Source organism: Xylanibacter brevis P6B11 (assembly GCF_000621825.1).
Lineage (GTDB): Bacteria > Bacteroidota > Bacteroidia > Bacteroidales > Bacteroidaceae > Prevotella > Prevotella brevis.
Map to the genome: position 1 here is coordinate 38,308 of NZ_KK211353.1, position 22,437 is coordinate 60,744.

At 50.9% G+C, this 22,437-nt stretch carries 16 protein-coding genes and 1 pseudogene; 8 read left to right on the top strand and 9 right to left on the bottom strand.

Translation table 11 applies throughout. The features are described 5' to 3' along the window. Nucleotide 1: 1 nt before the first annotated feature. From T496_RS0111670 to frr, 5 genes are all read right to left on the bottom strand, one after another. Nucleotides 2-2,938, bottom strand: a complete 2,937-nt coding sequence (locus tag T496_RS0111670) for a glycoside hydrolase family 2 protein (protein WP_027450912.1) — start codon at nt 2,936-2,938, stop codon at nt 2-4. Between the two features lie 93 nt (nt 2,939-3,031). Continuing rightward, entirely contained in the window at nt 3,032-3,823 is a 792-nt protein-coding gene (locus tag T496_RS0111675; protein ID WP_027450913.1) for a TrmH family RNA methyltransferase, read from the bottom strand. A gap of 292 nt (nt 3,824-4,115) precedes the next feature. Then, a complete protein-coding gene (locus T496_RS0111680; RefSeq protein WP_027450914.1) occupies nt 4,116-4,538 on the bottom strand; it encodes a GxxExxY protein in 423 nt (140 codons plus the stop codon). 260 nt (nt 4,539-4,798) lie between these two features. Continuing rightward, nucleotides 4,799-5,719, bottom strand: a complete 921-nt coding sequence (gene rsgA, locus T496_RS0111685; protein ID WP_027450915.1) for a ribosome small subunit-dependent GTPase A — start codon at nt 5,717-5,719, stop codon at nt 4,799-4,801. Further along, entirely contained in the window at nt 5,719-6,279 is a 561-nt protein-coding gene (gene frr, locus T496_RS0111690) for a ribosome recycling factor (RefSeq protein ID WP_027450916.1), read from the bottom strand. The genes rsgA and frr overlap by 1 nt, the downstream gene beginning before the upstream one ends. A 147-nt stretch (nt 6,280-6,426) precedes the next feature. On the opposite strand from frr, the gene T496_RS0111695 reads away from it, so the two are divergent. The 4 genes from T496_RS0111695 to T496_RS0111710 are packed head-to-tail and all read left to right on the top strand — an operon-like array spanning nt 6,427 to nt 11,519. After that, the gene (locus T496_RS0111695) at nt 6,427-6,885 is read left to right on the top strand and encodes a T9SS type A sorting domain-containing protein (protein WP_027450917.1); all 459 of its coding nucleotides are present in this window, start codon (nt 6,427-6,429) and stop codon (nt 6,883-6,885) included. Nucleotides 6,886-6,910: 25 nt separating this feature from the next. After that, nucleotides 6,911-8,893 (top strand): PAS domain-containing sensor histidine kinase, encoded by a 1,983-nt coding sequence (locus T496_RS0111700; protein ID WP_155808890.1) that lies wholly within the window; start codon nt 6,911-6,913, stop codon nt 8,891-8,893. Beyond that, nucleotides 8,890-10,611, top strand: coding sequence for a PAS domain-containing sensor histidine kinase (locus tag T496_RS14550; RefSeq protein WP_052342222.1), 1,722 nt, complete (start codon nt 8,890-8,892; stop codon nt 10,609-10,611). Before T496_RS0111700 ends, T496_RS14550 begins: the two co-directional genes overlap by 4 nt. Before the next feature lie 35 nt (nt 10,612-10,646). Beyond that, nucleotides 10,647-11,519, top strand: a complete 873-nt coding sequence (locus tag T496_RS0111710; RefSeq protein WP_027450919.1) for an AraC family transcriptional regulator — start codon at nt 10,647-10,649, stop codon at nt 11,517-11,519. Nucleotides 11,520-11,713: 194 nt separating this feature from the next. On the opposite strand, the gene nhaD is transcribed toward T496_RS0111710, so the two are convergent. Continuing rightward, nucleotides 11,714-13,051 (bottom strand): sodium:proton antiporter NhaD, encoded by a 1,338-nt coding sequence (gene nhaD, locus T496_RS0111715; RefSeq protein ID WP_027450920.1) that lies wholly within the window; start codon nt 13,049-13,051, stop codon nt 11,714-11,716. A 191-nt stretch (nt 13,052-13,242) separates the two neighbouring features. Between nhaD and T496_RS0111720 the strand changes: the two genes are divergently transcribed. Both T496_RS0111720 and T496_RS0111725 read left to right on the top strand, forming a co-directional pair. Next, nucleotides 13,243-14,727 (top strand): rhamnulokinase, encoded by a 1,485-nt coding sequence (locus tag T496_RS0111720; RefSeq protein WP_027450921.1) that lies wholly within the window; start codon nt 13,243-13,245, stop codon nt 14,725-14,727. Nucleotides 14,728-14,813: 86 nt separating this feature from the next. Continuing rightward, nucleotides 14,814-16,064 (top strand): L-rhamnose isomerase, encoded by a 1,251-nt coding sequence (locus T496_RS0111725; RefSeq protein WP_027450922.1) that lies wholly within the window; start codon nt 14,814-14,816, stop codon nt 16,062-16,064. A gap of 254 nt (nt 16,065-16,318) precedes the next feature. On the opposite strand, the gene T496_RS0111730 is transcribed toward T496_RS0111725, so the two are convergent. The 3 genes from T496_RS0111730 to T496_RS0111740 form a co-directional block, all read right to left on the bottom strand. After that, on the bottom strand, nt 16,319-18,253 hold the full coding sequence (locus T496_RS0111730; protein WP_027450923.1) for a polysaccharide biosynthesis protein: 1,935 nt from the start codon (nt 18,251-18,253) through the stop codon (nt 16,319-16,321). A 247-nt stretch (nt 18,254-18,500) separates the two neighbouring features. Further along, a complete protein-coding gene (locus T496_RS0111735; RefSeq protein ID WP_081783650.1) occupies nt 18,501-19,325 on the bottom strand; it encodes a sensor histidine kinase in 825 nt (274 codons plus the stop codon). 260 nt (nt 19,326-19,585) lie between these two features. Then, nucleotides 19,586-20,764, bottom strand: a complete 1,179-nt coding sequence (locus T496_RS0111740) for an FprA family A-type flavoprotein (RefSeq protein WP_027450925.1) — start codon at nt 20,762-20,764, stop codon at nt 19,586-19,588. A 115-nt stretch (nt 20,765-20,879) separates the two neighbouring features. Between T496_RS0111740 and T496_RS14145 the strand changes: the two are divergent. Then, nucleotides 20,880-21,570, top strand: a pseudogene (locus tag T496_RS14145) (uracil-DNA glycosylase family protein). After that, nucleotides 21,567-22,241, top strand: a complete 675-nt coding sequence (locus T496_RS0111750) for an AlkZ-related protein (protein ID WP_394331352.1) — start codon at nt 21,567-21,569, stop codon at nt 22,239-22,241. Before T496_RS14145 ends, T496_RS0111750 begins: the two are co-directional and overlap by 4 nt. The last annotated feature ends 196 nt before the right edge of the window (nt 22,242-22,437 follow it).

Consider the following 22,437-nt stretch of genomic DNA (forward strand, 5'->3'; position numbering starts at 1 on the left):
ACTATATCCGTTCTATAAATTCTATTTCCACGATGCGCAACTCATTTTTTGTCTCTCCGCCATTTCTAGCTTTAAACAGGTCAAGCTCGCCGGCAGCAGGTTCTGCAACCTCTACAATACCGCCAAATGCATCTTGATCCTTACCGGCACCTTTCAGTCGGATGGTTATCTCATTGGTCTTCACACGCTTGGTCGGCGTCAGATGGATATACCCCAGGCTACGTTCGGTCTCACCGCTCCATATCAGGGTCTTACCAGCATACACTTCTATTGGATAACTGCGCAGACGCCACCCGGTCAGTTTCAGACAGATATCATCTACCACGGCTTTCTTCGCCAACCGATAGGTAATCCATGCCGTAGCGAGTCGTCCGTCGTTTTTCCATTCCGACAACTCATTGTCATCATAGCTACAAACAGCGTGCTGACCATCATAACCGGCCTTGGCCGACACAATCTCTATGCCGCGTGACTGTGGTGTATAGGAAGGGGTCAGCGGTGTCTCGCCTCGGTTGAATAGTCCGGGAAGCAGCGAAGCATGACAATGGGTTTTTACGCTGTTCATCGACACATAGGCGGGTTTCAGTCCCTCGGCATAGGCAGAAAGATTGATCTCGCCAGCATTCGTGGTTGTTCGCACCAGCACCCTGTTCACACCACATACTATCGGCACCGACATGGCGGCAGACTCGATGCTGCCAATCCATCGGGCTTCTCCCCATAATGAGAAATGTACCTTTCTATCATCCAGCGGACAGCGACGTCCCTGTTTATCGACCACCTCTACTTGTACCAACACCATATCGGCACCGTCGGCCTTGATGCCCTGCGGATTCGCTATTGTAGTAAGCTTCAGCTGGTAGGGTTCACCCGCTGTCTCCAGTTGATACCGACTTCCGTCTGAACCTACAGCCTCCAATGTTCCGGGTTCAAAGGGCACATGATCGAAGGTAAAGAGGTAGCGATAGCTCTGCTTACCCTGGCCGAGCGACCGTCCGTTCAGGAACAGCTCAACGCTGTCGGCCGTCGATACTACATAGACGGGTTTAACAAGACCACTCCCCTCTCCCTTTGTAGATGGACTGGGGCAGAGGCTCCAATGTCCCACGATATAGGTCTTTGCTGTCTCTGGCTCCACCCATCCGTTCCACATCACCTGGTGGGCATAGAAAGCATCCTTGGGAATACGCATGGCGTCAACAACACCACTGGTACGGTAGTGCTTCTCGCCGCGGTGATGGGTGTTCGTATCGCTGAACACGATCTTCACACCGCCAGCCGACACCCGTGTGCCTGTTCCGGGACGTTCTCGCCAGTAGTCATACCAGCGGCGCACCATCTCCACGGCAAACGCATCCATGTTATGGTTGTATTCATTCGCTGGTTTACCACGGTACAGCGGACCGTCACCCTCCTTGTGGTAGGGGTAGCTCTGCTCATCCCAGTATTTGCGCAAGCCCTCGTCACGACAGTATTCCATCGCCCACATCGGGTGTTTCTTGCTCTTGTTGATATACAGCATCTCACCACCATATTCTGCCTCATCGATGTCAAGCATCTCACGACTACCGATAGCTCGTCCGCCATAGGGGTCGTACTGATTGCGAAGGGCTTTCATCTCTAACATATGTTCACGACTGATACTCTCGTTGCCACTTTCATAAAACAGGATTGAGGGGTTGTTGCGGTTATAGACGATGGCATCACGCATCAGTGCGGTGCGCTGTTGCCAACGGGCACCGTCCACATCTTTCTCGGCATCACCGGCAGGCATGGCCTGTGGCAATCCCACGCGGTCGCAACTCTCAACATCTTGTTTCCATGGCGTCACATGCATCCAGCGTACCATGTTCGCCCCACTCTCCACCATCAGCGCGTTTGAGTAGTCGCTCAGCCATGCCGGCACACTGACACCGACACCAGGCCATTCGTTCGAGGTACGCTGTGCATAACCATGCACCATCATCACGCGGTCGTTCAGCCATAGCTTACCATCACCGAAACGGGTCTTGCGGAAACCAGTACGGGTCATGACGTTGTCAACGGTTTCACCATCGGCCACCAGTTCCGTTTTCACCGTATAAAGATAGCCGTAGCCCCACGACCAGAAATGCAGATTGTTAACAGGCTGCTGTATTCTTACAGTACGTGTTTCGCCAGGCTGCATTGTCAGACGCTCGCTATTAAAATTAGCGACCTCTTTACCTTCCACGTCAAGCACTTTGGCTAAGAATATAAACGAACGGGGCTTGACATCCTCGTTGCGAATCTGCGATTCGACGTGTATCGTTGCTTGGTGATTGGGGATATCGAAATCGGTAGCATAGATATAGGTTCCTGTCGTGCCGAGGTTCGAGTAGAGCGGCAATGTCTGATAGAGCTTGTCCGTGATATGTAGCCACACATTCTTTGGCAGACCACCATAGTTGGCATTAAAATTCTTATCATTCCACTGGTAGCGACTGTTCAAAGTGCGGTCGCGATACGTCCAACTGTTGTCGCAGCGTACGGCCATCACGTTGCTGCCCACCTTGACAAACGGCGTGATATCAAAGCCAAAAGCCATCACACCATTGTCCGAGAATCCGACCTTCTGACCGTTCACCCACACATCAGCTCCCTGACGGGCGCCTTCGAACTCGACGAATACTTTTCCATGCACATCAGCATGGGTCAAGGTGAACGTCTTGCGATACCAGCAAATGGTATCGGTCAAGTCCACAATATCCTTGCGAAAGGCCTCTTCGCCATTGAATGCATAAGGCAGCGTCACCCGCTGCCACTGACTATCATCAAAGTCTGGCAGGCTTGCTTCCACGAAATCGCCTACTGTCAGTCGCCAGTCGTCATTAAAACACAGTTTCTGTCGCTCCGCTGCATTCATGCTACCAGCGAGCATCAGCAAAAGTGCCATTAAAGCGCAAAATTCAGATTTCATTGATTAGTTTTGTAAATTAGTAATTGGTTTGTGAGGGCAAAGATAAGAAAAAAAAGACAGGAATGTAGTGAATCCTATCTTTTTCTCATCATTTTATTTTCCCAGTTCCCAAAAAGCCACAGCAGCTGCTGCCGCCACATTGAGGGAGTCAACGCCATGAGCCATGGGGATGCGCACCACATAGTCGGTGCTGGCAATGGTGTCCTTAGGCAGTCCGTTGCCCTCGGTGCCCATCACGATGGCCAGTCGAGGCTCGGCTTTCAGCACGGGGTCGTCGAGAGCTATCGACTTGTCGGTCAGTGCCATTGCCACGGTCTTGAAGCCCAGCGCGGTCAGTTCGTCGTAACTATCCAACCAGGTCCAGGGCACCAGAAACACCGAACCCATCGACACGCGAACAGCCCGTCGGTTCAGTGGGTCGCAGGCATTCTTTGTCAGCAGCACGGCATCGATACCCAAAGCAGCTGCAGAACGGAAGATGGCACCAATATTAGTTGTATCCACCACCCCATCAATGACGACGATACGGCGTGCGCCACCAATAATATCATGCAAGGGTTTAGTCTGCGGACGGTGCATGGCACAGAGCACTCCTCGTGTCAGGGTATAGCCAGTCAGTTGTGCCAGCAGCTCACGTTCACCGGTATATACTGGAATATCGCCACAACGTTGAATGATATCAGCAGCATCGCCAGAAATATGCTTACGTTCGCAGAGCAGTGACACAGGCACATATCCAGCATCCAGAGCCACCCGAATCACTTTCGGACTCTCTGCAATAAATATTCCTTTCTCGGGGTCAAGTGCATTTCTCAACTGTGCTTCGGTCAATTTCCCAAAGACCTCCAGTCCCTCCTGTGCCAACGATGTAACTTCTATAATCATTTGTTCTTTATTTTAAGCCTGCTACGCAGGGAAATTTTTCAAAATCTGATCCAAAATTTTACATGATATTTTTTTTATAACCTGAGATATTCTGAACTCAATTTTGTATAATTTCCACGCGACAGCGTGCCGTATCTCTTCTATCTCAAGCCTGCTACGCAGGAAAATTTTTCAAAATCTAATCCAAAATTCTACATGATATTTTTTTAAAACCTGAGAAATTCTGAACTCATTTTTGTATAATTTCCACGCGGTAGCGTGCCGTCTATCCGACAATCTCAAGCCTAGCACATCACAACAGCCTAATCTTTTCTATTGTTCCGTTAGAACAACGCTGATACCACTCAGAATACAAACGATCAGAACCAAAGTTGATTAACATACCATAAGGCATATGAGTCAGATTCATATAGTTCCATAATTGTTTTCTATGAGCCGTTTCAATATGCGATACAGCTTTCAGTTCCACAATAATCTGGTCATCAACAACTAAGTCCATTCGATAAGTCTGATCAAGCTGTACATTATCCCAGTATATTGGGAGAAAAACCTGTCGTTCTACTTTACGTTCTTTCTGTTCCAACAGATACTTAAGAGCTGCCTCATATGCAGACTCCAAAAGGCCTGATTTATATTTCCTATGTACGAGCATTGCTTCGCCCGTAATTTCCCGAAAGAACTCATAGCGCTTATTATGCTCTTCTATTAAGTTCATCTATTTAATTTCTATGTTTTTATAATGTTGCCAAGCCTGCTACGCAGGGAAATCCTGAGAAATTCTGAACTCAATTTTGTATAATTTCCACGCGACAGCGTGCCGTATCTCTTCTATCTCAAGCCTGCTACGCAGGAAAATTTTTCAAAATCTGATCAAAAATTCTACATGATATTTTTTATAACCTGAGAAATTATGAATCCAATTTTGTATAATTTCCACGCGACAGCGTGCCGTATATCCGACAATCACAAGCCTACCTAGAATCCCTCGCGGTATTTTCCCTCTTCCTTGTCATTCAGCATGGAGAGGTAAGACTGATAACGACTGGCAGAAATATAGTGGTTCTCCAGAGCCTTGAGCACAGCACAGCCAGGCTCATGCGTGTGCGTACAATTAGAAAACTTACAATCCCGAGAAAAACGGAAGATCTCCTTGAAATACCCCGTGATCTCTTCAGGCTCCATGTCGAAGGTACCAAAACCCTTGATACCCGGCGTGTCAATGAGGTAGCCAGAAGGTTCGATGGGTATCATCTCACTGAATGTCGTGGTGTGCATACCCGTGTTGTGGGCATCGCTAATCTCAGAAGTGCGCAGATTAGCATGGGGCGCCAATCGGTTGATCAGTGTTGACTTGCCCACGCCACTGTTGCCGCTCAGCAAAGTCACCTTGCCTTCCAGCATCTGTCGCAGGGCGTCCACGCCCTCACCCGTGCTGGCAGAGATCTGTCGACACTCATAACCGATGGTCTCATAGAGTGTCACCATCATCTGTTGGTAGCGCAGCTCGTCGGCATCCAGCAGGTCGGTCTTGTTGAACACCAACACCACGGGAACACGATAGGCCTCGGCCGACGCAAGAAAACGATCAATAAACGTAGTTGAAGTTTCTGGCTTACTGATAGTTACAACAAGGAAAGCCTGATCCACATTAGCCGCCAGGATATGACTCTGCTTCGACAGGTTGATACTCTTTCGGATAATATAGTTACGGCGATCTTCTATCTCCACAATCCAGCCTTCGCCATTCACCTCCACACGGTCGCCAACGGCCACGGGGTTGGTGGTGCGAATGCCCTTCAGACGGAAGTTACCCTTTATCTTACAATCAAGCAGCTGGCCATCGTCCATGCGGACGGTGTACCAGCTGCCTGTATTCTTAATGACCAGTCCTTTCATTAAACCGTCATAATCTCCTTGTTCTTGGCCTCAATCAGCTCGTCGAGCTTCTTGATGTACTTGTCGTGCAACTTCTGCAACTCGGCCTCGGCATCCTTCTCGTTGTCCTCGCTCAGACCGTCTTTGATGGCCTTCTTCAGCTTGTCTTTCACGTCAGAACGCACGTTGCGCACCTCAACCTTAGCCTTCTCGGCAATCTTGTTGCACTGCTTCACCAGGTCACGACGACGCTCCTCGGTGGGCTGAGGCAGCGCCAAGCGGATCACCTCGCCATTGTTCTCGGGGGTGATGCCTACATCGCTGTCCATGATGGCCTTTTCAATATCGCGAATCTGCTTCTTGTCCCAAGGCTTGATGGCGATGGTACGCGCATCGGGACAGTTCACCGTAGCCACCTGATTCAGGGGCACTCTGCTTCCGTATGACTCCACGCGCACACCATCGAGGATGGCCACGTTGGCACGTCCGGCACGGATGCGGCTCAGCTCTTCCTCCAGGTACATAGCGGCCATCTCCATGCGCTCTTCACTTTTACTTAATGTCTCTTTAACGTCTATCATAATAATGTGATTTAATTTTCTGTTGACAAATTTAGTGGTTTTATTTTGATTGAGCAACAAAAAGGATTTTTTTTTGTAAAAAAACAAAGGAAATGCTCACTTTTTCCAAAATAATTTATATCTTTGCCACAAAATTATTATAAATGTATGAAGGTTTTAAGAAGTTTAATCACAGCACTGCTGTTCACAGTCAGCACCCAAATGATGGCCGATAATTTTGCCTATCTGACCGTCAGTCAGGATGGCGCTGCCTGCAATTTTGAGGTGAGCAAGATCAACAAGATCACGTTCGATGCTTCCGACATGATTCTCTCCATGACCGATGGCACCACCCAGCGTCTGCCTCTCTCTGGCCTGTCGAAGATGTTTTTCTCTGCTGGCGACCTCACAAGCATTACCTCTCAGAACATGGCTTCGAAGTTTGAGTTGCGCGATGGTGTGCTGCGCATTGAGATTGCCAAAGGCGAGCGCTGCACCATATACGACCTGAAAGGCGAGGAGATTTTTAAAGCCAATGAGTCTGTCACACTCAGTGCTAACTCGCTGAAAAAAGGCGTCTATCTCGTGAAAATTGGTAACGAGGTCAAAAAGATTCTCAACAAGTAAGACAACGCTAAATAACTAAAAAGCCTTGCTACTAACACCTTTCATCATCAACGTCATCTGTTTGCTCCTGTTCTTTTCAACAGGAGGCTACCTTTTCTATGTGCACCGCAAAGAGGTGAAGAAAAGGCAGGAGAACGCCAGGATGTCGAGCAAGTTGTCGCAAATCATTGCACCCCTGAACATGAAGATTTGGGTGTATCACGTGGACCGACAGACGTTTTCGTGGATTGATGATGATGGGCGCCCCTGCAAGACGATGAGGGCACTGGAGTTTGCACGCAATTACTTGCACGGCGACTTCACACGTGTCAACGAGGCCTTCGGCCGACTGATCAACAACCAGGAGGAGAAGGTGACACTGCTCATCCAGGACGAAGACGAGACCAACGAGAAGCACGAGACACGCTACTTCAGTCTGGACTTGTCGTTATACCGCCGTCCCAACGGTAAACCGTATTTGATCTTTGGTGCTCGCCGTGACATCACCAAAGAGCATCAGCGCATCAGTCAAGAGAAAGATGTGCTGCTGCGCTACCAGAACATCTTTGATTCTTCTTTTGCCGGTCTGGCCATCTTTGCCCCCGACGGCACCATGCTCGACGTCAACGAGGAGTCGGCCAAGATTCTGCGCATGACGCGCGAAGAACTGATTGCCAGCAACATCACCCTATCCAACAGCTTTGACGAGTCGATCATCGAGGAGATGAAAAAGCGCGAGGTGTATATCTGCACCACCGCCATGCCTCAACCCGACCAACCACCAGTGTATATCGAGATGCAGCTTAAGCCTGTCTTCGACGAGAACGGTAAGTTGGAATATATCTTTAGCACAGGGCGAGACATGGGCGAGTTTGTCCATGCCTTCCGCAAACTGAAAGAGGGCACGCGTCAACTGGATGTTGTCAACAAGGAAATCACAAGCTATATCAACAACATCGACTATATCCTACAGGTGGGCGGGCTGCGCATCATCAAGTATTCACCTACCACCCACGACCTGACTATCTTTGATGGCAACCACAAGGAACTCCACACGCTGACCCAGGCACGATGCATGGTGTTTGTGGACGATGCCTATAAGCACACGCTCACACACACTTTCAAACTGCTGGACAACAGGACATCGAACCCCATCACCACCAATATCAAGACCATCATCCGTAACAAAGGAACAGAGGTGCTTTACCTGCAGTTCGACCTGCTGCCGGTCTTCGATGAACAAGGCCAGGTGATGTCTTACTTTGGCATCTGCCGAGATGTGAGCCAGACAAAATGGACCGAGCATCTGCTAGCCATCGAGACGGCACGCGCACAAGAAGTGGAGAGCATTAAGAACACGTTCCTGCGCAATATGAGTCACGAGATTCGCACGCCACTGAACACCGTTGTCGGCTTTGCCGAACTGTTTGACGAGGCGGCATCACCAGAGGACGAGCAGGTGTTCATCGAGGAGATCAAAAACAACTCAGCGCACTTGCTGCGACTCATCAACGACATCCTGTTCCTTTCGCGACTGGATGCACAGATGATTGAAATCAATCCCAAAGCCACAGACTTCTGTAAGTCGTTCGTGAACCACTGCCAGAAGGGATGGGAAGAGCACGAGAAAGAGGGCGTGAAACTCAACATCGAACAGCCCTACAACCAGCTCTTCGTGGAAATCGACGACACACATGTGGGCTATGTCATCCGCCAAATCATTGAGAACGCAGCCACCTATACGGACCAGGGCTCTATCAATGCGCGCTACGACTATATCGACGGAAAGCTGTTTATCTCCATCGAAGATACGGGATGTGGCATCAAGAAGGAGAATCTGCCCCACATCTTCGAACGCTTCGTATCGGGCATGAACAAGGGTACGGGTCTGGAACTGGCCATCTGCAAGGAACTACTCCAGCAGATGGGTGGCACCATCAGTGTGTACTCGGAGGAAGGAAAGGGCACAGCCGTGGTTATCACCCTGCCATGTAGTGCAATAACAATTGAAAGAAAGGCTTCACTATGATACTGCTGAACACGATCTTTGCATCATTCATCACCATCAACATCCTGGTCATCGTCGGGATGGGGATCATCCTGACCGTGGCTTTCTTCATAGTGAACAGGCAGTTGGCCATCACAACGTCAAAGAACCGACTGCTCAAGGCCATCACCCACTACGTGGAGCACCATGAGATTAACAATGAGGAGGAACAGCCCGATGCCCAACTGACGGAACTTGGCAAAAACTACAAAAGGGCTTTCGAGAGTACGCTATCTGCCATGTCGTTCTACACCCCCGACGGCACCTTGATAGATGTGAACCCAGCCATGCGCAAACTTTGTAATTTCGACGATAAAGGCGACACATACTACCTCAACGTCAACATGTTTGACACGCCGCATCTGGAGAAAGACTTCGAACGCGACAGGACTGAAGAATTCCACGTCTGCCAGCACATGTATCAGCCGGAGATAGGCATTGACCAGTTTATCGAGGCCAAGATACGTCCTGTCTTCGACAACGAGGGCAACCGAGCCTTCTATATGTTTGCAGCACGCGACATCACCGACGAGCGCAAGACGTATCTGGAACAGCAGCACCGCGACAAAGAGCTGCAGGATGCCAACAGCACCATTTTGAAATACGAGAGTGAACTGCACTACCTGCTGGAGAGCAGCAAGATGTTTGTATGGCACACCATCGACAAAGAGGGTATCATACACTTCTCACAGTCGCTGCGCGACAAGGGCTATACAGAGACTTTCGAGGAGTATCTCTCTTCCATCAACATTTCGCAGCGTCAACAGGCAGCTCAAGCTTTGCGCGAACTGCTGAGCAGCAACAAGCCTCTCAACACGGTGCACCTCTTCGACCGCACCTTCCTCGACGACCAGTCTGGGTGGTACCTGATCAGCGGTGTTCCTTTCCATAATGAAGACGGAAAGAAGACGGGCTACATGGGCATCGTGAAGGATGTCAGCGAACTGATGGAAGCACAGGAGAAACTGAAGGAGGAGACGCAGCGCGCCGAGAATTCGGGCCGACTGAAGAGTGCCTTCCTAGCCAACATGACCCACGAAATACGCACACCGCTGAATGCCATCGTGGGCTTCTCTGACCTGCTGCAGATGGTCGATGTGCCCGAGGACCGACAGGAGTTCATCCGCATCATCCGTAACAACTGCGATATGCTGATGAGACTCATCGACGACATCCTCGAAGCTTCCGATATGAACCAGGGACCACAGTCTATCCATCCGGAAGATGTGGACTTCGCCGTGGCATTCAACGATATCTGTGAGACCTTGCGACAGCGCGTGCAGGATCCTAACGTAACGTTCATCGCTGAAAACACTTATCAGTCGTTCAACACCTGCATAGACAAAGGACGCATCCAGCAGGTGGTCACCAACTTCGTGACCAACGCTGTGAAATATACAAAGGAGGGACATATCAAGGTGGGCTATCAATACACCACCTGTCCCAACAGACCATCCGACAGCGAGAAGGGTCTTTACATCTATTGTGAAGACACTGGCGCTGGCATCCCGAAAGACAAACAAGCAGATGTTTTCAAACGCTTCGTGAAGCTCAACGACTTTGTTCAGGGTACCGGACTGGGACTGAGCATCAGCAAGAGCATTGCCGAGCGTTGTAACGGAGATATTGGTGTCACCAGCGAGGGCGAGGGCCACGGCTCTACGTTCTGGCTTTGGATACCCTGTCAGTTGAAAGGATGACTACAGTAATAATGAAAGAGTTTTTTGATTAAACTATGCAAAAAAGCAGATACCTTCTCGCCAGCGAACGAGACAAACAATGGGGCCTGACCGTTACCACTGTGGGTTACGAGGAGATAGCCCCCAACGAAGAATACCCTACACGCGGACATGCCGATGGATACTATTTCGACTGTCATAAAGGACGCACACTTCAGGAATATCAGTTACAATATGTTATAGAAGGTGAAGGGGTGTTCCGCAGCGAATCACAAAGGGAGACCGTGCTTAAAGAGGGCGACATCTTCATCTTGTTTCCTGGCGAATGGCACACTTACTGTCCATCACGCGAAAAGGGATGGAAGTGCTATTGGATTGGATTCAAGGGCAACAACATGAACGAGCGTGTGAGAGCTGGCTTTATCTCTCCTTCGAAACCTATTTATCATGTGGGATACTCGTCGGATATCGAAACGCTCTACAAACAAGCCTACGAGACGGCCGTGGAAGAGGCGGCCTACTCCCAACAGCTTTTGGCGGGCATCGTGAACCACCTGATTGGCATGATGTACTCGCTGGAGCGCAACATCCAGTTGAAGACGCGCAACGAGGCACACGTGGACATGATCAGCAGGGCACGTATGCGCATCCGTGAATCGCTCGAGAGTCCGCTCACCATCCAGCAGATTGCCGAGGACATGGGGGTCAGCTACAGCAACTTCCGAAAACTGTTTAAAGAGCATACGGGACTGTCGCCTGCCATTTACCAGCAAGACCTGCGACTGCAGCGTGCCAAAGAGTTGCTCAGTTCCACCGACCTCAGCATCAAGGAGATTGCCTATCGCTTAAACTTTGAGTCGCCCGACTATTTCTCGGCCAAGTTCAAAGCCAAGATAGGTCGTAAGCCCAGCGAACTTAGAAATAAATAGCCGCCGGCGGCCGCAAAAAGAATGTCGATATATCGATATATCGAAATATCGAGATATCGAATGGCGGCCGCGTCGAAATATCGTCATATCGATATATCGATATCTCGACAAAATCTCCCGGCCGCCAGCCGCCAGCCGCCAGGCCGCAAAAAAAAAGAACTGCCAGCAATGCCGGCAGTTCTTTTTTTACTTCTTTAAAAGAGCAGCGCCTTCTCCAGCCAGTAGCAACCGATACCAGCCAGATAGCCTACGAACACGATCCACGTGATGCGCTTCAGATACCAACCGAAGGTAATCTTCTCCAGGCCCATCACCACGACACCTGCAGCCGAACCGATGATCAGCATCGAACCGCCCACACCGGCACAATAGGCTAGGAGCTGCCAGAAGATGCCGTCCACGGCCATGGCATCGCCAGCCACTTCACTGACGGGATACATGTGCATGCAACCAGCCACCAGGGGCACATTGTCAACAATAGAAGACAGCACACCGATGATGCCGTTGATGAGGTAATAGTTGCCTGAGAAAGCCTCTGTCAGACCGGTACCCATAGCAGCCAGCACCTGAACCTCCTGCAGCACGGCAACAGCCATCAGGATGCCGAGGAAGAACATGATGGTTGAGAGGTCGATACGCGACAGCAGGTCGCTCACACGCTTAGCCATGGTGTCGTCTTCAGCGGTGTTGTAATGGAACACCTCGGTCACGGTCCACAGCACGCCCAACACCAGCAGGATACCCATGAACGGTGGCAGATGGGTCAGCGTCTTGAACACAGGCACAAACATCAGACCGCCTACCCCCAACCAAAAGATGATGTTGCGCTGGGTCTTAGAGAACTGGCTGACCTCTGACTTTGGCAGGTTCTGACTCTTATCGAAACGTCCTTTCAGCGAGAACGACAGGATGACGGCAGGAATAACCATTGAAACCAGCGAAGGCACGAAAATCTCGGTCAACACACCCTGGGTGGTTACCACACCCTTGATCCACAACATGATGGTGGTGACATCGCCAATCGGCGAGAAAGCGCCACCGCTATTGGCAGAGATGATGATCAGTGCAGCATAGATGAGACGTTCCTCGCGGTTCTGCACCAACTTGCGCAGCACCATCACCATCACAATACTGGTGGTCAGATTGTCGAGGATGGCCGACAGGAAGAAGGTCATAAAGGCCATACGCCACAGCAACTTGCGCTTGGAACTGGTCTTCAGCGTGTCGCGCACAAAGTTAAAGCCGCCATTGGAATCTACAATCTCCACAATGGTCATCGCACCCATGAGGAAGAACAACGTACCTGCAGCATCGCCCAGGTGGTGCTCAATGACCTCACTGATATGGTGCACTACACTGTCTGCTGGCAACTCGGGATAGTAGGCACCAGGTGCCACCATGAGGAGTGTCCAACAGCCTACACACATCAGCAGCGCAATAGCTGCTTTGTTGACTTTTGTCACACTCTCCAGCGCTATGCAGAGATAGCCTATACAGAAGACTGCGACAATGAAAACGGTTAATGTTGACATTGGATTTTGAATATTACTTAATATAGATTTTAGTTGTTGCCTGTTTACCCTTTATCTTTTCGGTTTGCAAAGTTAAACATTTATTTTGAGAAAATCATTTTTCTTAGTGAGAAAATCAAAAAATACGGCCAGCAAAAGTGTTATTCTTAGTATCTTTGCATGCGAACGCTAAAAACAACTAAAACAAATCAATGGAAAACGAGAATTATTTCTTTGCCGTGGACCTTGGTGCCACAAGCGGACGCACCATCATCGGCAAGATTGACAATGGCAAGATTGACCTGGAAGAGGTGACACGTTTCCCCAACAACCTGATTGAGCAGGGAGGTCACTACTACTGGGATATACACGCACTTTACTTCGAGATGATCCGTGGCTTGAAAGAGGTAGCCACCCGCCATATCAATATCACATCAATCGGCATTGACACCTGGGGTGTTGACTTTGTGTGCATCGGCGAGGACGGTGCCATTCTGCGCAACCCACGTGCCTACCGCGACCCCATCACCTTCGAGGCTATGGACGACTACCTGAAGAACGTATTGCCCAAGCGCGAGGTGTATGATGTGACCGGCATTCAGTTCATGAACTTCAACTCTATCTTCCAGCTCTATGCCATGCAGCGCGAGAACAACTCGGCCCTGAAGCATGCTGAGAAGATCCTGTTCATCCCCGATGCACTGTCATGGATGCTGACCGGCGAGATGGTTTGTGAATACACCATCGCCTCTACATCGCAGTTGCTGGATCCTCGCACCAAGGAGCTCGACGAGAAACTGCTCAGCTCCATTGGCTTGCAGCGTTCTAAGTTCGGACGTATGGTGCAGCCCGGCACCGTGATTGGCACGCTGACCGAAGAGGTGCAGCGCCTCACCGGACTGGGTGCCATCCCTGTCGTTGCAGTGGCTGGTCACGATACGGGCTCGGCTGTGGCTGCCGTACCTGCCAAGGACGAGCAGTTTGCCTACCTCTCTAGCGGCACTTGGAGCCTGATGGGCATCGAGACCAAGGATGCCATTATCAACGACTTGAGCTACGAGCGCAACTTCACCAACGAGGGAGGCATCGAGGGAACCACCCGCTTCCTGAAGAACATCTGCGGCATGTGGCTCTACGAGCGCTGCCGACTGGAGTGGCCCGAGGAGGTGCGCCGTCTCTCCCACCCCGAACTGCAGGGTTCGGCCATGCAGGTGGAGGCTTTCCGCTCTATCATCAACCCCGACGACGCGGTGTTTGCTGCACCATCGAGCATGATTGGAGCCATTCAGCAGTACTGCCGTAACACCCATCAGCCTGTTCCCGAGACGCCTGCCGAGATCTGTCGTTGCATCTTCGACTCGCTGGCTCTGCGCTATCGTCAGGTGTTCACATGGCTTCAGGAATTCACTGACGTCCGCCTCAACACGCTGCACATCATCGGCGGTGGCAGCCTGAACAAATACCTCAACCAGTTCACGGCCAATGCCACCGGTGCCACCGTGCTGGCTGGCCCACAGGAATGCACGGCCATTGGCAACATCATGTTGCAGGCCAAGGCATCGGCCCTGGTGAAGGACATCTGGCAGATGCGCAACATCATCGCCAACTCTACAGCTATGGTGAAGTATGAGCCACAGGACAAGGCCATCTGGGACAAGGCCTACGAGAAGTTCCTCGGCATCACAGCACAGGCCTAAACGCCTCTTGGCATAAGGTTCAACGCTGTGTCCCCCCTATAACGACATTATAAAAATAATTATAACTCTAAAAACAACGAAAGAAAATGAAAGCTGAACTAATTGAAAAAGCCTATGCCGTGGCAAAAGACCGCTACGCTGCCATTGGCGTTGACACAGATGCAGTGCTCGACCTCCTGCAGAAGCAGCAGATCTCGCTGCACTGCTGGCAGACCGACGACGTAGTTGGTTTCGAGCGCAACGAAGCATTGAGTGGTGGTATTCAGACCACAGGTAACTACCCCGGTCGTGCACGCAACATCGACGAGGTGCGTCAGGACATTGAGTTTGTCAAGACACTGCTGGCTGGTAACCACCGTCTGAACCTGCACGAGATCTATGGCGACTTCCAGGGCAAGTTCGTGGATCGCGACCAAGTGGAGGTTAAGCACTTCCAGAGCTGGATTGACTGGGCCAAGGAGAACAACATGAAGTTGGACTTCAACTCTACCTCATTCTCGCATCCCAAGAGTGGCGACCTGTCACTGAGCAACCCCGATAAGTCTATCCGTGACTTCTGGATTGAGCACACCAAGCGCTGTCGTCGCATTGCCGACGCCATGGGTAAGGCACAGAACGATCCCTGTATCATGAACATCTGGGTGCATGATGGTAGCAAGGACATGCCCGTGCAGCGTCAGAAATATCGTGAGATCCTGGCTGCTTCTCTTGACGAGATCATGGAAGAGAAGCTGGACGGCGTGAAGAACTGCTTCGAGGCTAAGCTGTTTGGTATCGGTCTGGAGAGCTACACCGTGGGCTCACACGACTTCTACACAGCCTACTGCGCTACCCGCAAGCAGATGTACACTCTGGACACCGGCCACTACGAGCAGACCGAGAACGTGAGCGACTTCGTCAGCACGCTGCTGATGTACGTGCCCGAGCTGATGCTCCACGTGAGCCGCCCCGTGCGCTGGGACTCTGACCACGTGACCATCATGAACGATCAGACACTGGATCTGTTCAAGGAACTGGTACGCTGCGATGCTCTGGATCGCGCTCATGTGGGTCTCGACTACTTCGATGCTTCTATCAACCGCATCGGTGCTTACATCGTAGGTACACGTGCCACTCAGAAGTGCATCCTGCAGGCCCTGCTCGAACCCAAGGCACTGCTGCGCAAGTACGAGGACAACGGTCAGTACTTCGAGCGTCTGGCACTGATGGAAGAGGCCAAGTCTATGCCTTTCGGTGCTGTGTTCGACTACTTCAACCTGAAGAACAACGTGCCTGTTGGCGAGGAATACATCGCTGCCATCCAGCAGTACGAGAAAGACGTTACCAGCAAACGCTAAAAGGATTAGATAAAAAAGAGCGGCACTATTCGCAATGAATAGTGCCGCTTATGGACCCACCCCCAACCCCTCCCTGTAATGGAGGGGCGTTTTTAGTCTCATCGTTGAGGTTGCGCCAAAGGCGCACTCACTTCTCACTTCTCACTTCTCACTTCTCACTTTGCGGCTCTGCCGCACCATCTCTCATCTCTCATCTCTCATCTTGCGCCAAAGGCGCACTCACCTCTCACCTCTCACTTCTCACTTCTCACTTCTCACTTCTCACTTTGCGCCAAAGGCGCACTGTCTAACTTCTCATAGATGGAGTTGTTGCTCTTATACTCTGGCACAATATGCTTCATCTTAGCCACCGTGGCCATATCGTCATACTGCTTGGAGAGGTCTATCAACTCACAGATTTCCTTGTTCACCTCCTGATAGTCGTACTCACGCACCTCGGCAATACGTATCTTCTCGTGGAACGATGGCTTGGTGCCCTCCAGCTCGTTGAGCACTTCCTCATAGAGTTTCTCGCCAGGGCGCAGACCCGTGAACTTGATTTCCACGTTCTTCGCGCCACTCAGGGCTATCATGCGCTTAGCCAGGTCGGCAATCTTCACCGGCTTACCCATGTCGAAGACGAAGATCTCGCCACCATGTCCCTTGGTACCTGCTTCCAGCACCAGCTTACAGGCCTCGGGTATCAGCATGAAGAAACGCACGATGCGCTCGTCAGTCACCGTCACGGGGCCACCATTCTTGATCTGCTCGCGGAACAGAGGAATCACCGAACCGTTAGAGCCCAGCACATTGCCGAAACGGGTGGTCACAAACTGGGTCACCGCCTGCGAGTTGTTGAGCGACTGCACGTAGATCTCGCAGATGCGCTTTGAGCAACCCATCACATTGGTGGGGTTCACAGCCTTATCGGTAGAGACCATCACAAACTTCTTGACGCCATACTTCACACTCAGATCGGCAATCACCTTCGTGCCATAGATGTTGTTCTGCACGGCCTCGCTGGGGTTGTTCTCCATCATAGGCACATGCTTATAGGCGGCGGCGTGGAACACGTAGTCGGGCTTAAACGCCTCGAAGATTTGTTCCATACGGTCAGCCTTACAGATGCTGGTCACGATGGTCTCGGCGTCCACGTTGGGATAGTCGTGCGCCATCATCAGTCGGATGTCGTGCTCGGGCGTCTCGGCCTGGTCTATCAGCACCATCTTGGCGGGCTTGTAGATGGCTATCTGGCGCACCATCTCCGAACCGATACTGCCCGCCGAACCGGTGATCAGCACTGTCTTTCCTGCCAGCAAGGCACCCACAGAGTCCATATCTACCTTGATTTCCTGACGGGGCAACAGGTCTTCCACCTGGACCTCGCGCAACTGCATGCGTTGGATATCGTCTTCAGTCATCTCTATCTCGTCCATCTCCTTGGCAGGCTCTGCCATAAAGATCTTACAACCAGCCTTAATCAGACGGTCCTGGAGGGCGGTATCATCGCGGAATTCCTTGACACGCAGTGGCGACACCAGGATACCCCCGATGCCTTCGTGCTTGATGATTTCTTCAAGATCATCGGATATATGATACACGTTGAGTCCCATCAACTGAATCTGATGCGCACGACTGTCGTGCGAGATAAAGCCACGCAGGTTGAAGCGCTTAGGACGCTCGGTATTGATATTCTTGGCCAGACCGACGCCACCCTTCAGTGCACCGAATATCAGCACCCTCATGGCACCCTTGTCGGTGATGGCAATGTTGTAGAGGTTCTTCACCAGAATACGGATGGCCCACATCAGGACGGTGGCTATCACGAACGTGAGCAGAATCTCGGTCTTGTTGAACACTGCAAAATCGTTGAAGCCACAACAATGTATCAGCAGCGTATATCCAAACGACAGCGCCATGGCCAGCAGGTTGCCGTAGGCCACACGCGACAGATCCACAAAGCTACTGTATCTTACAATACCAGAATAGGTGCGGAACATACGGAAGCCGATGCAACCAAACAGGGTGAACACCAGCATGGTGTAGAACACCTGGAAACGGTCTTCTACGAGCAAGTTGGTCTTGCGGTACAGCCAGAAAGAAAATATTCCAGATATAAACAAAATCAGTGCATCCAGCAAAAGCATACACCAATAAGGTAAAGACTTCTTATTAAAATACCAATTGAGTATCTTATTAATCGTTATCATAATCCGACTTTCCTAAGCGATATAATTAAATCAGGTTTATTTGTCGGTGCAAAAATAAACATTTTTTTTGAATGTATGTCTATCTTTTAATACATTTTTCCCTTTTTAGCCTATAATTTCCGTAAAACTAAACAATTTCAAAGGTGTTTATAAACATATTAGCCTAAAAACGGCACTTGGAACGGATTAAATAAAAAAAAACTTCGAGACGTTCTGCTCGAAGTTTTTTGGGGGAAAGTAACGATGATTATCGTTTATGTTTGTCGCGCATCTTACAGGGAAACCAGAACGAGGCAACCGTCTTTGAGCCATTGCCCGTCTCAAAATCGAGTTCGCCACCCAAAGCATCAATGATGGCCTTGCAGATGGAGAGTCCGAATCGGGAGTTGTCTTTGGTCAGCATCATGGCATCCTCTTTCTGCAGGAATGAGTAGATATCCTCGGTCAGCAGGTCGGTCTTTCCTACCCCGCCATAGGTGATGGCCACCTTCAGACCGTGACGCTCATACTTAAAGTTAACCATGATATCACCCTTCATCGTGTTCTTGGCAGCCTCGGTCAGCAGATGCATCATCAGCTGGTGCATGAAGTTGGTGTCGAGGGTGGCTTTGCAGTGGGGCGACAAGTCGCTGCGAAGAACCACAGATACATCGGGACGGGTCACATTCATAGCCTCACGACGATAGGAGGCCATCAGTTCGGCCAGGTTGACTTCAATCAGCGTGAACGAAGGCATGCTTCCCTCATAGTTTGACAACTCCAGAAGCTGGCCGATAAAGCCAAGCAACTGCTGACTGTCTGCATTGATCAACGACACCAGGTCTCTCACCTGCGAAGCATGCAGGTCTTTATTCTCTTCTGCCAGAATGATGTTACTGTAGCCAAGGATGGCATTAAGCGGCTTACGCAGCGAACGACTCACATTGGCCAGGAAGACAGACTTCAGGCGTTCGCTTTTTTGTGCTTTGCCGAGTTCACGCTTGAGCAGACGCTGATAATAGCGACGCACGAAATAGAACGCTAACGCATTGGTTACCAACAAAATAAAGGCAATAACAAGGACTGTGCTCATAGTTATCCCGAAATAATTAATTAATGTGTTAAGATTTAAACTGAATTCGGGTTGCAAAGGTAGTCTAAATAATCTGAAAGCGTCACAAAAAAAATCTTAATTATCCTTTTTAATTGTTTATGTCACTCAACCCCTCCCCGCCCCTCCCGAGGGAGGGAGAGAGAGACCCACCCCCGTTCCCCTCCCTGTAATGGAGGGGCGTTTTTAGTCTCATCGTTGAAGTTGCGCCAAAGGCGCACTCACCTCTCACTTCTCACTTCTCACTTCTCACTTTGCGACAAAGTCGCACAAACCTCTGCCAACATCCGCAGCTGTTCCTCGTCTTCCGCCTTCATGCGCGAGCGGATGCTGACCATCGGCTCTACGATCTCGCAGTCTTTCATGGCTTCTATCATCGTGCGCATCACGCGACCTGCCGTTGGCGCCCAACTGCCGTTCTCAATGATACCGAAGCGGCGCTTCTGGTAGTTCTTGATCTGCAGGTGATACAGGAAGTCGTGCATGGGTGGGAACACGCCGGCATCATAACTGGAGGCTGCCACCACCACCGTTGGATAGCGGAAGGCATCCTCGATAGCCTCGGCCAGGTCCGAACGACTCAGATCGCTCACCACCACTTTCTTGGCGCCCTTCTCGCGCAGCAACTCTGCCAGGTGCTCGGCAGCCTTGGCCGTGCCGCCATGGATGCTGGCATAGGCAATAAAGATGCCCTCGCTCTCGGGTTCGTACTTGCTCCAGATGTCATACAGGCGCAACGCCTCTTTCAGGGCTGCCCCCTGCAGCTCTGGTCCGTGCAGCGGACAGATGGTCTGCACATCGATGTCTGCAGCCTTCTTCAGAACGCTCTGCACCTGAGAGCCATACTTTCCACATATATTAAAATAATAACGGCGTGCCTCACAAGCCCAGTCGTCGGTCTCGTTGACCAATGCGCCAAACTTACCAAAACCATCGGCCGAGAACAGCACCTTCTCTGTGCTCTCGTAGCTCATGATGACCTCGGGCCAGTGCACCATAGCTGCACCAATGAAGTGCAAGGTATGCTGTCCCAGCGCCAGGGTATCACCTTCTTTGACGATGACAACGCGACCTTCGAAGTTCACGCCCTCGAAGAAGTTGGGCAACATCTTCGCGGCCTGCGCGCTGCACACCAGCTTGACATTGCGATAGGTCTCCATCATCCAGGCTATCAGCGCTGCATGGTCTGGCTCCATGTGGTGCGCCACCAGATAGTCGGGCTGACGACCGTTCAGGGCCTTCGTCAGGTTAGCTTTCCACGCCTCGCCCTTACGACAATCGGCCGTGTCCAGCACGGCTATCTGCTCATCGTCGATGAGATACGAGTTATAACTCATGCCCTCGGGCACCACATACTGACTTTCAAAGAGATCGATGTCGAGATCATCCACACCGATATACTTGATGGTATCGCTTATCATGTTTAATCCGTATTAATTTATAGAAATCCAATTTTCGACAAAGATACGAATTAAATTTGTATTGTCGTCATCAAATCAAAAAATTTTGTAATTTTGCAAAGTAAAAGAACCGCTTATGACCACTACGACATCCTACCTGAACGAAGAAAACATAGCGCGCAGCACCAACAGCGTGGAGTATCACCCACTGCGTCCGTTCCTTCCCGAGAACGCCCAAGTACTGTTCTTGGGCAGTTTCCCTCCACAGCGCAAGCGGTGGTGTATGGATTTCTACTATCCCAACTTCATCAACGACCACTGGCGCATCGAGGGTCAGCTGTTCTTTGGCGACAAGAACCACTTTGTGGACACAGAGCATAAATGCTTCAAGATCGACGATATTATCGCCTTCTGTCGGGAGAAAGGCCTCGCCTTCTACGACACATCCACCGCCATCCGCCGTCTGCAAGACAATGCCTCCGACAAATTCCTCGAGGTGGTAGAGCCCACCGATGTCCGCGCCCTTATTTCCAAGCTTCCCCACCTCCGTGCCATCGTCACCACTGGCGAGAAGGCCACCGCCACCATCTGTGCCACCCTTGGCATCCCAGAAGTACCCAAGGTCAACACCTCTGTGCTCGTCTCTGCCGCACCACCTCTCACCTCTCACTTCTCACCTCTCAGTTCTCAGTTTGCGCCAAAGGCGCACCGCCTCACCCTTCACCCTATGGCGCCTACCCTCTTCTTCACGCGCTTATCCCCTGGCCTTCGACAAAAAGGTGGAGGCCTACCGACTCATGTTTAAAGAAGTATTTGACGAAATATGATGAGACTACAAGAAGAAATACATAGTTGCCCGGAACTGATGGACTTGATCCAAGAAATAGGTTTTCTGCCTCTGTTGGACAGCGGCATCACAGGTTTTTCTGCTGAAGACTTGGTGGACGAAGACTGCCGCTATGTCGTCTATCCCGATGGCGGTTGGGACTGGCCGCTGTGGAAGTGGAAAGGACCCATCGTACAGGAGGGCAACTGTGTCTATGGAAAGTTCTTTGCCGGCAAGGCTGGCTTTATCAGCCGCGAGTGGTGGCCCGACTTCTGCAACTATCGTCGCAGCAAGTATCCATCGCCGGAAGAAGGGAGTATTGAGGAAGCCATCTTGCTGACCCTACAGGAGCAAGGCAGCATGATTACACGTGAACTGCGTGCCGCCTGCGGCTTCACAGGCCCCAAGATGCGCAGCAAGTTCGACGGCTACGTCACCCGCCTCCAGATGGCGTGCCGCATCATCACTGAGGACTTTGTTTATCCCCGCGACAAGCACAACAACGAGTATGGGTGGGGTTGGGCGCTGCTCACCACGCCCGAACAGCTGTTAGGGCGCGACCACCTCCGTTGCCCTCGCACGCCGGCAGAATCCTATCAACGCCTGACCGCTCATTTCCACGCCATCCTACCCCACGCCACCAATAAACAAATTGAAAAACTGATAGGATAGATCACGCGGAAGAATTTAATCAATTGTCCGCTTTCATTTGTCAATTATCAAAATTTGCTTCGCGTGCTCCTTGGTCTTCACCTGCTTACCAGCGAAGATCTGCTCGACGGCCGACAGGGGAAGTCAAATTTTTCAACCTGTGCGGTTGTTTTCTTAGCTTGAACCTTGCGTAGCCCCTCCCCTCCCATGTAGGGGA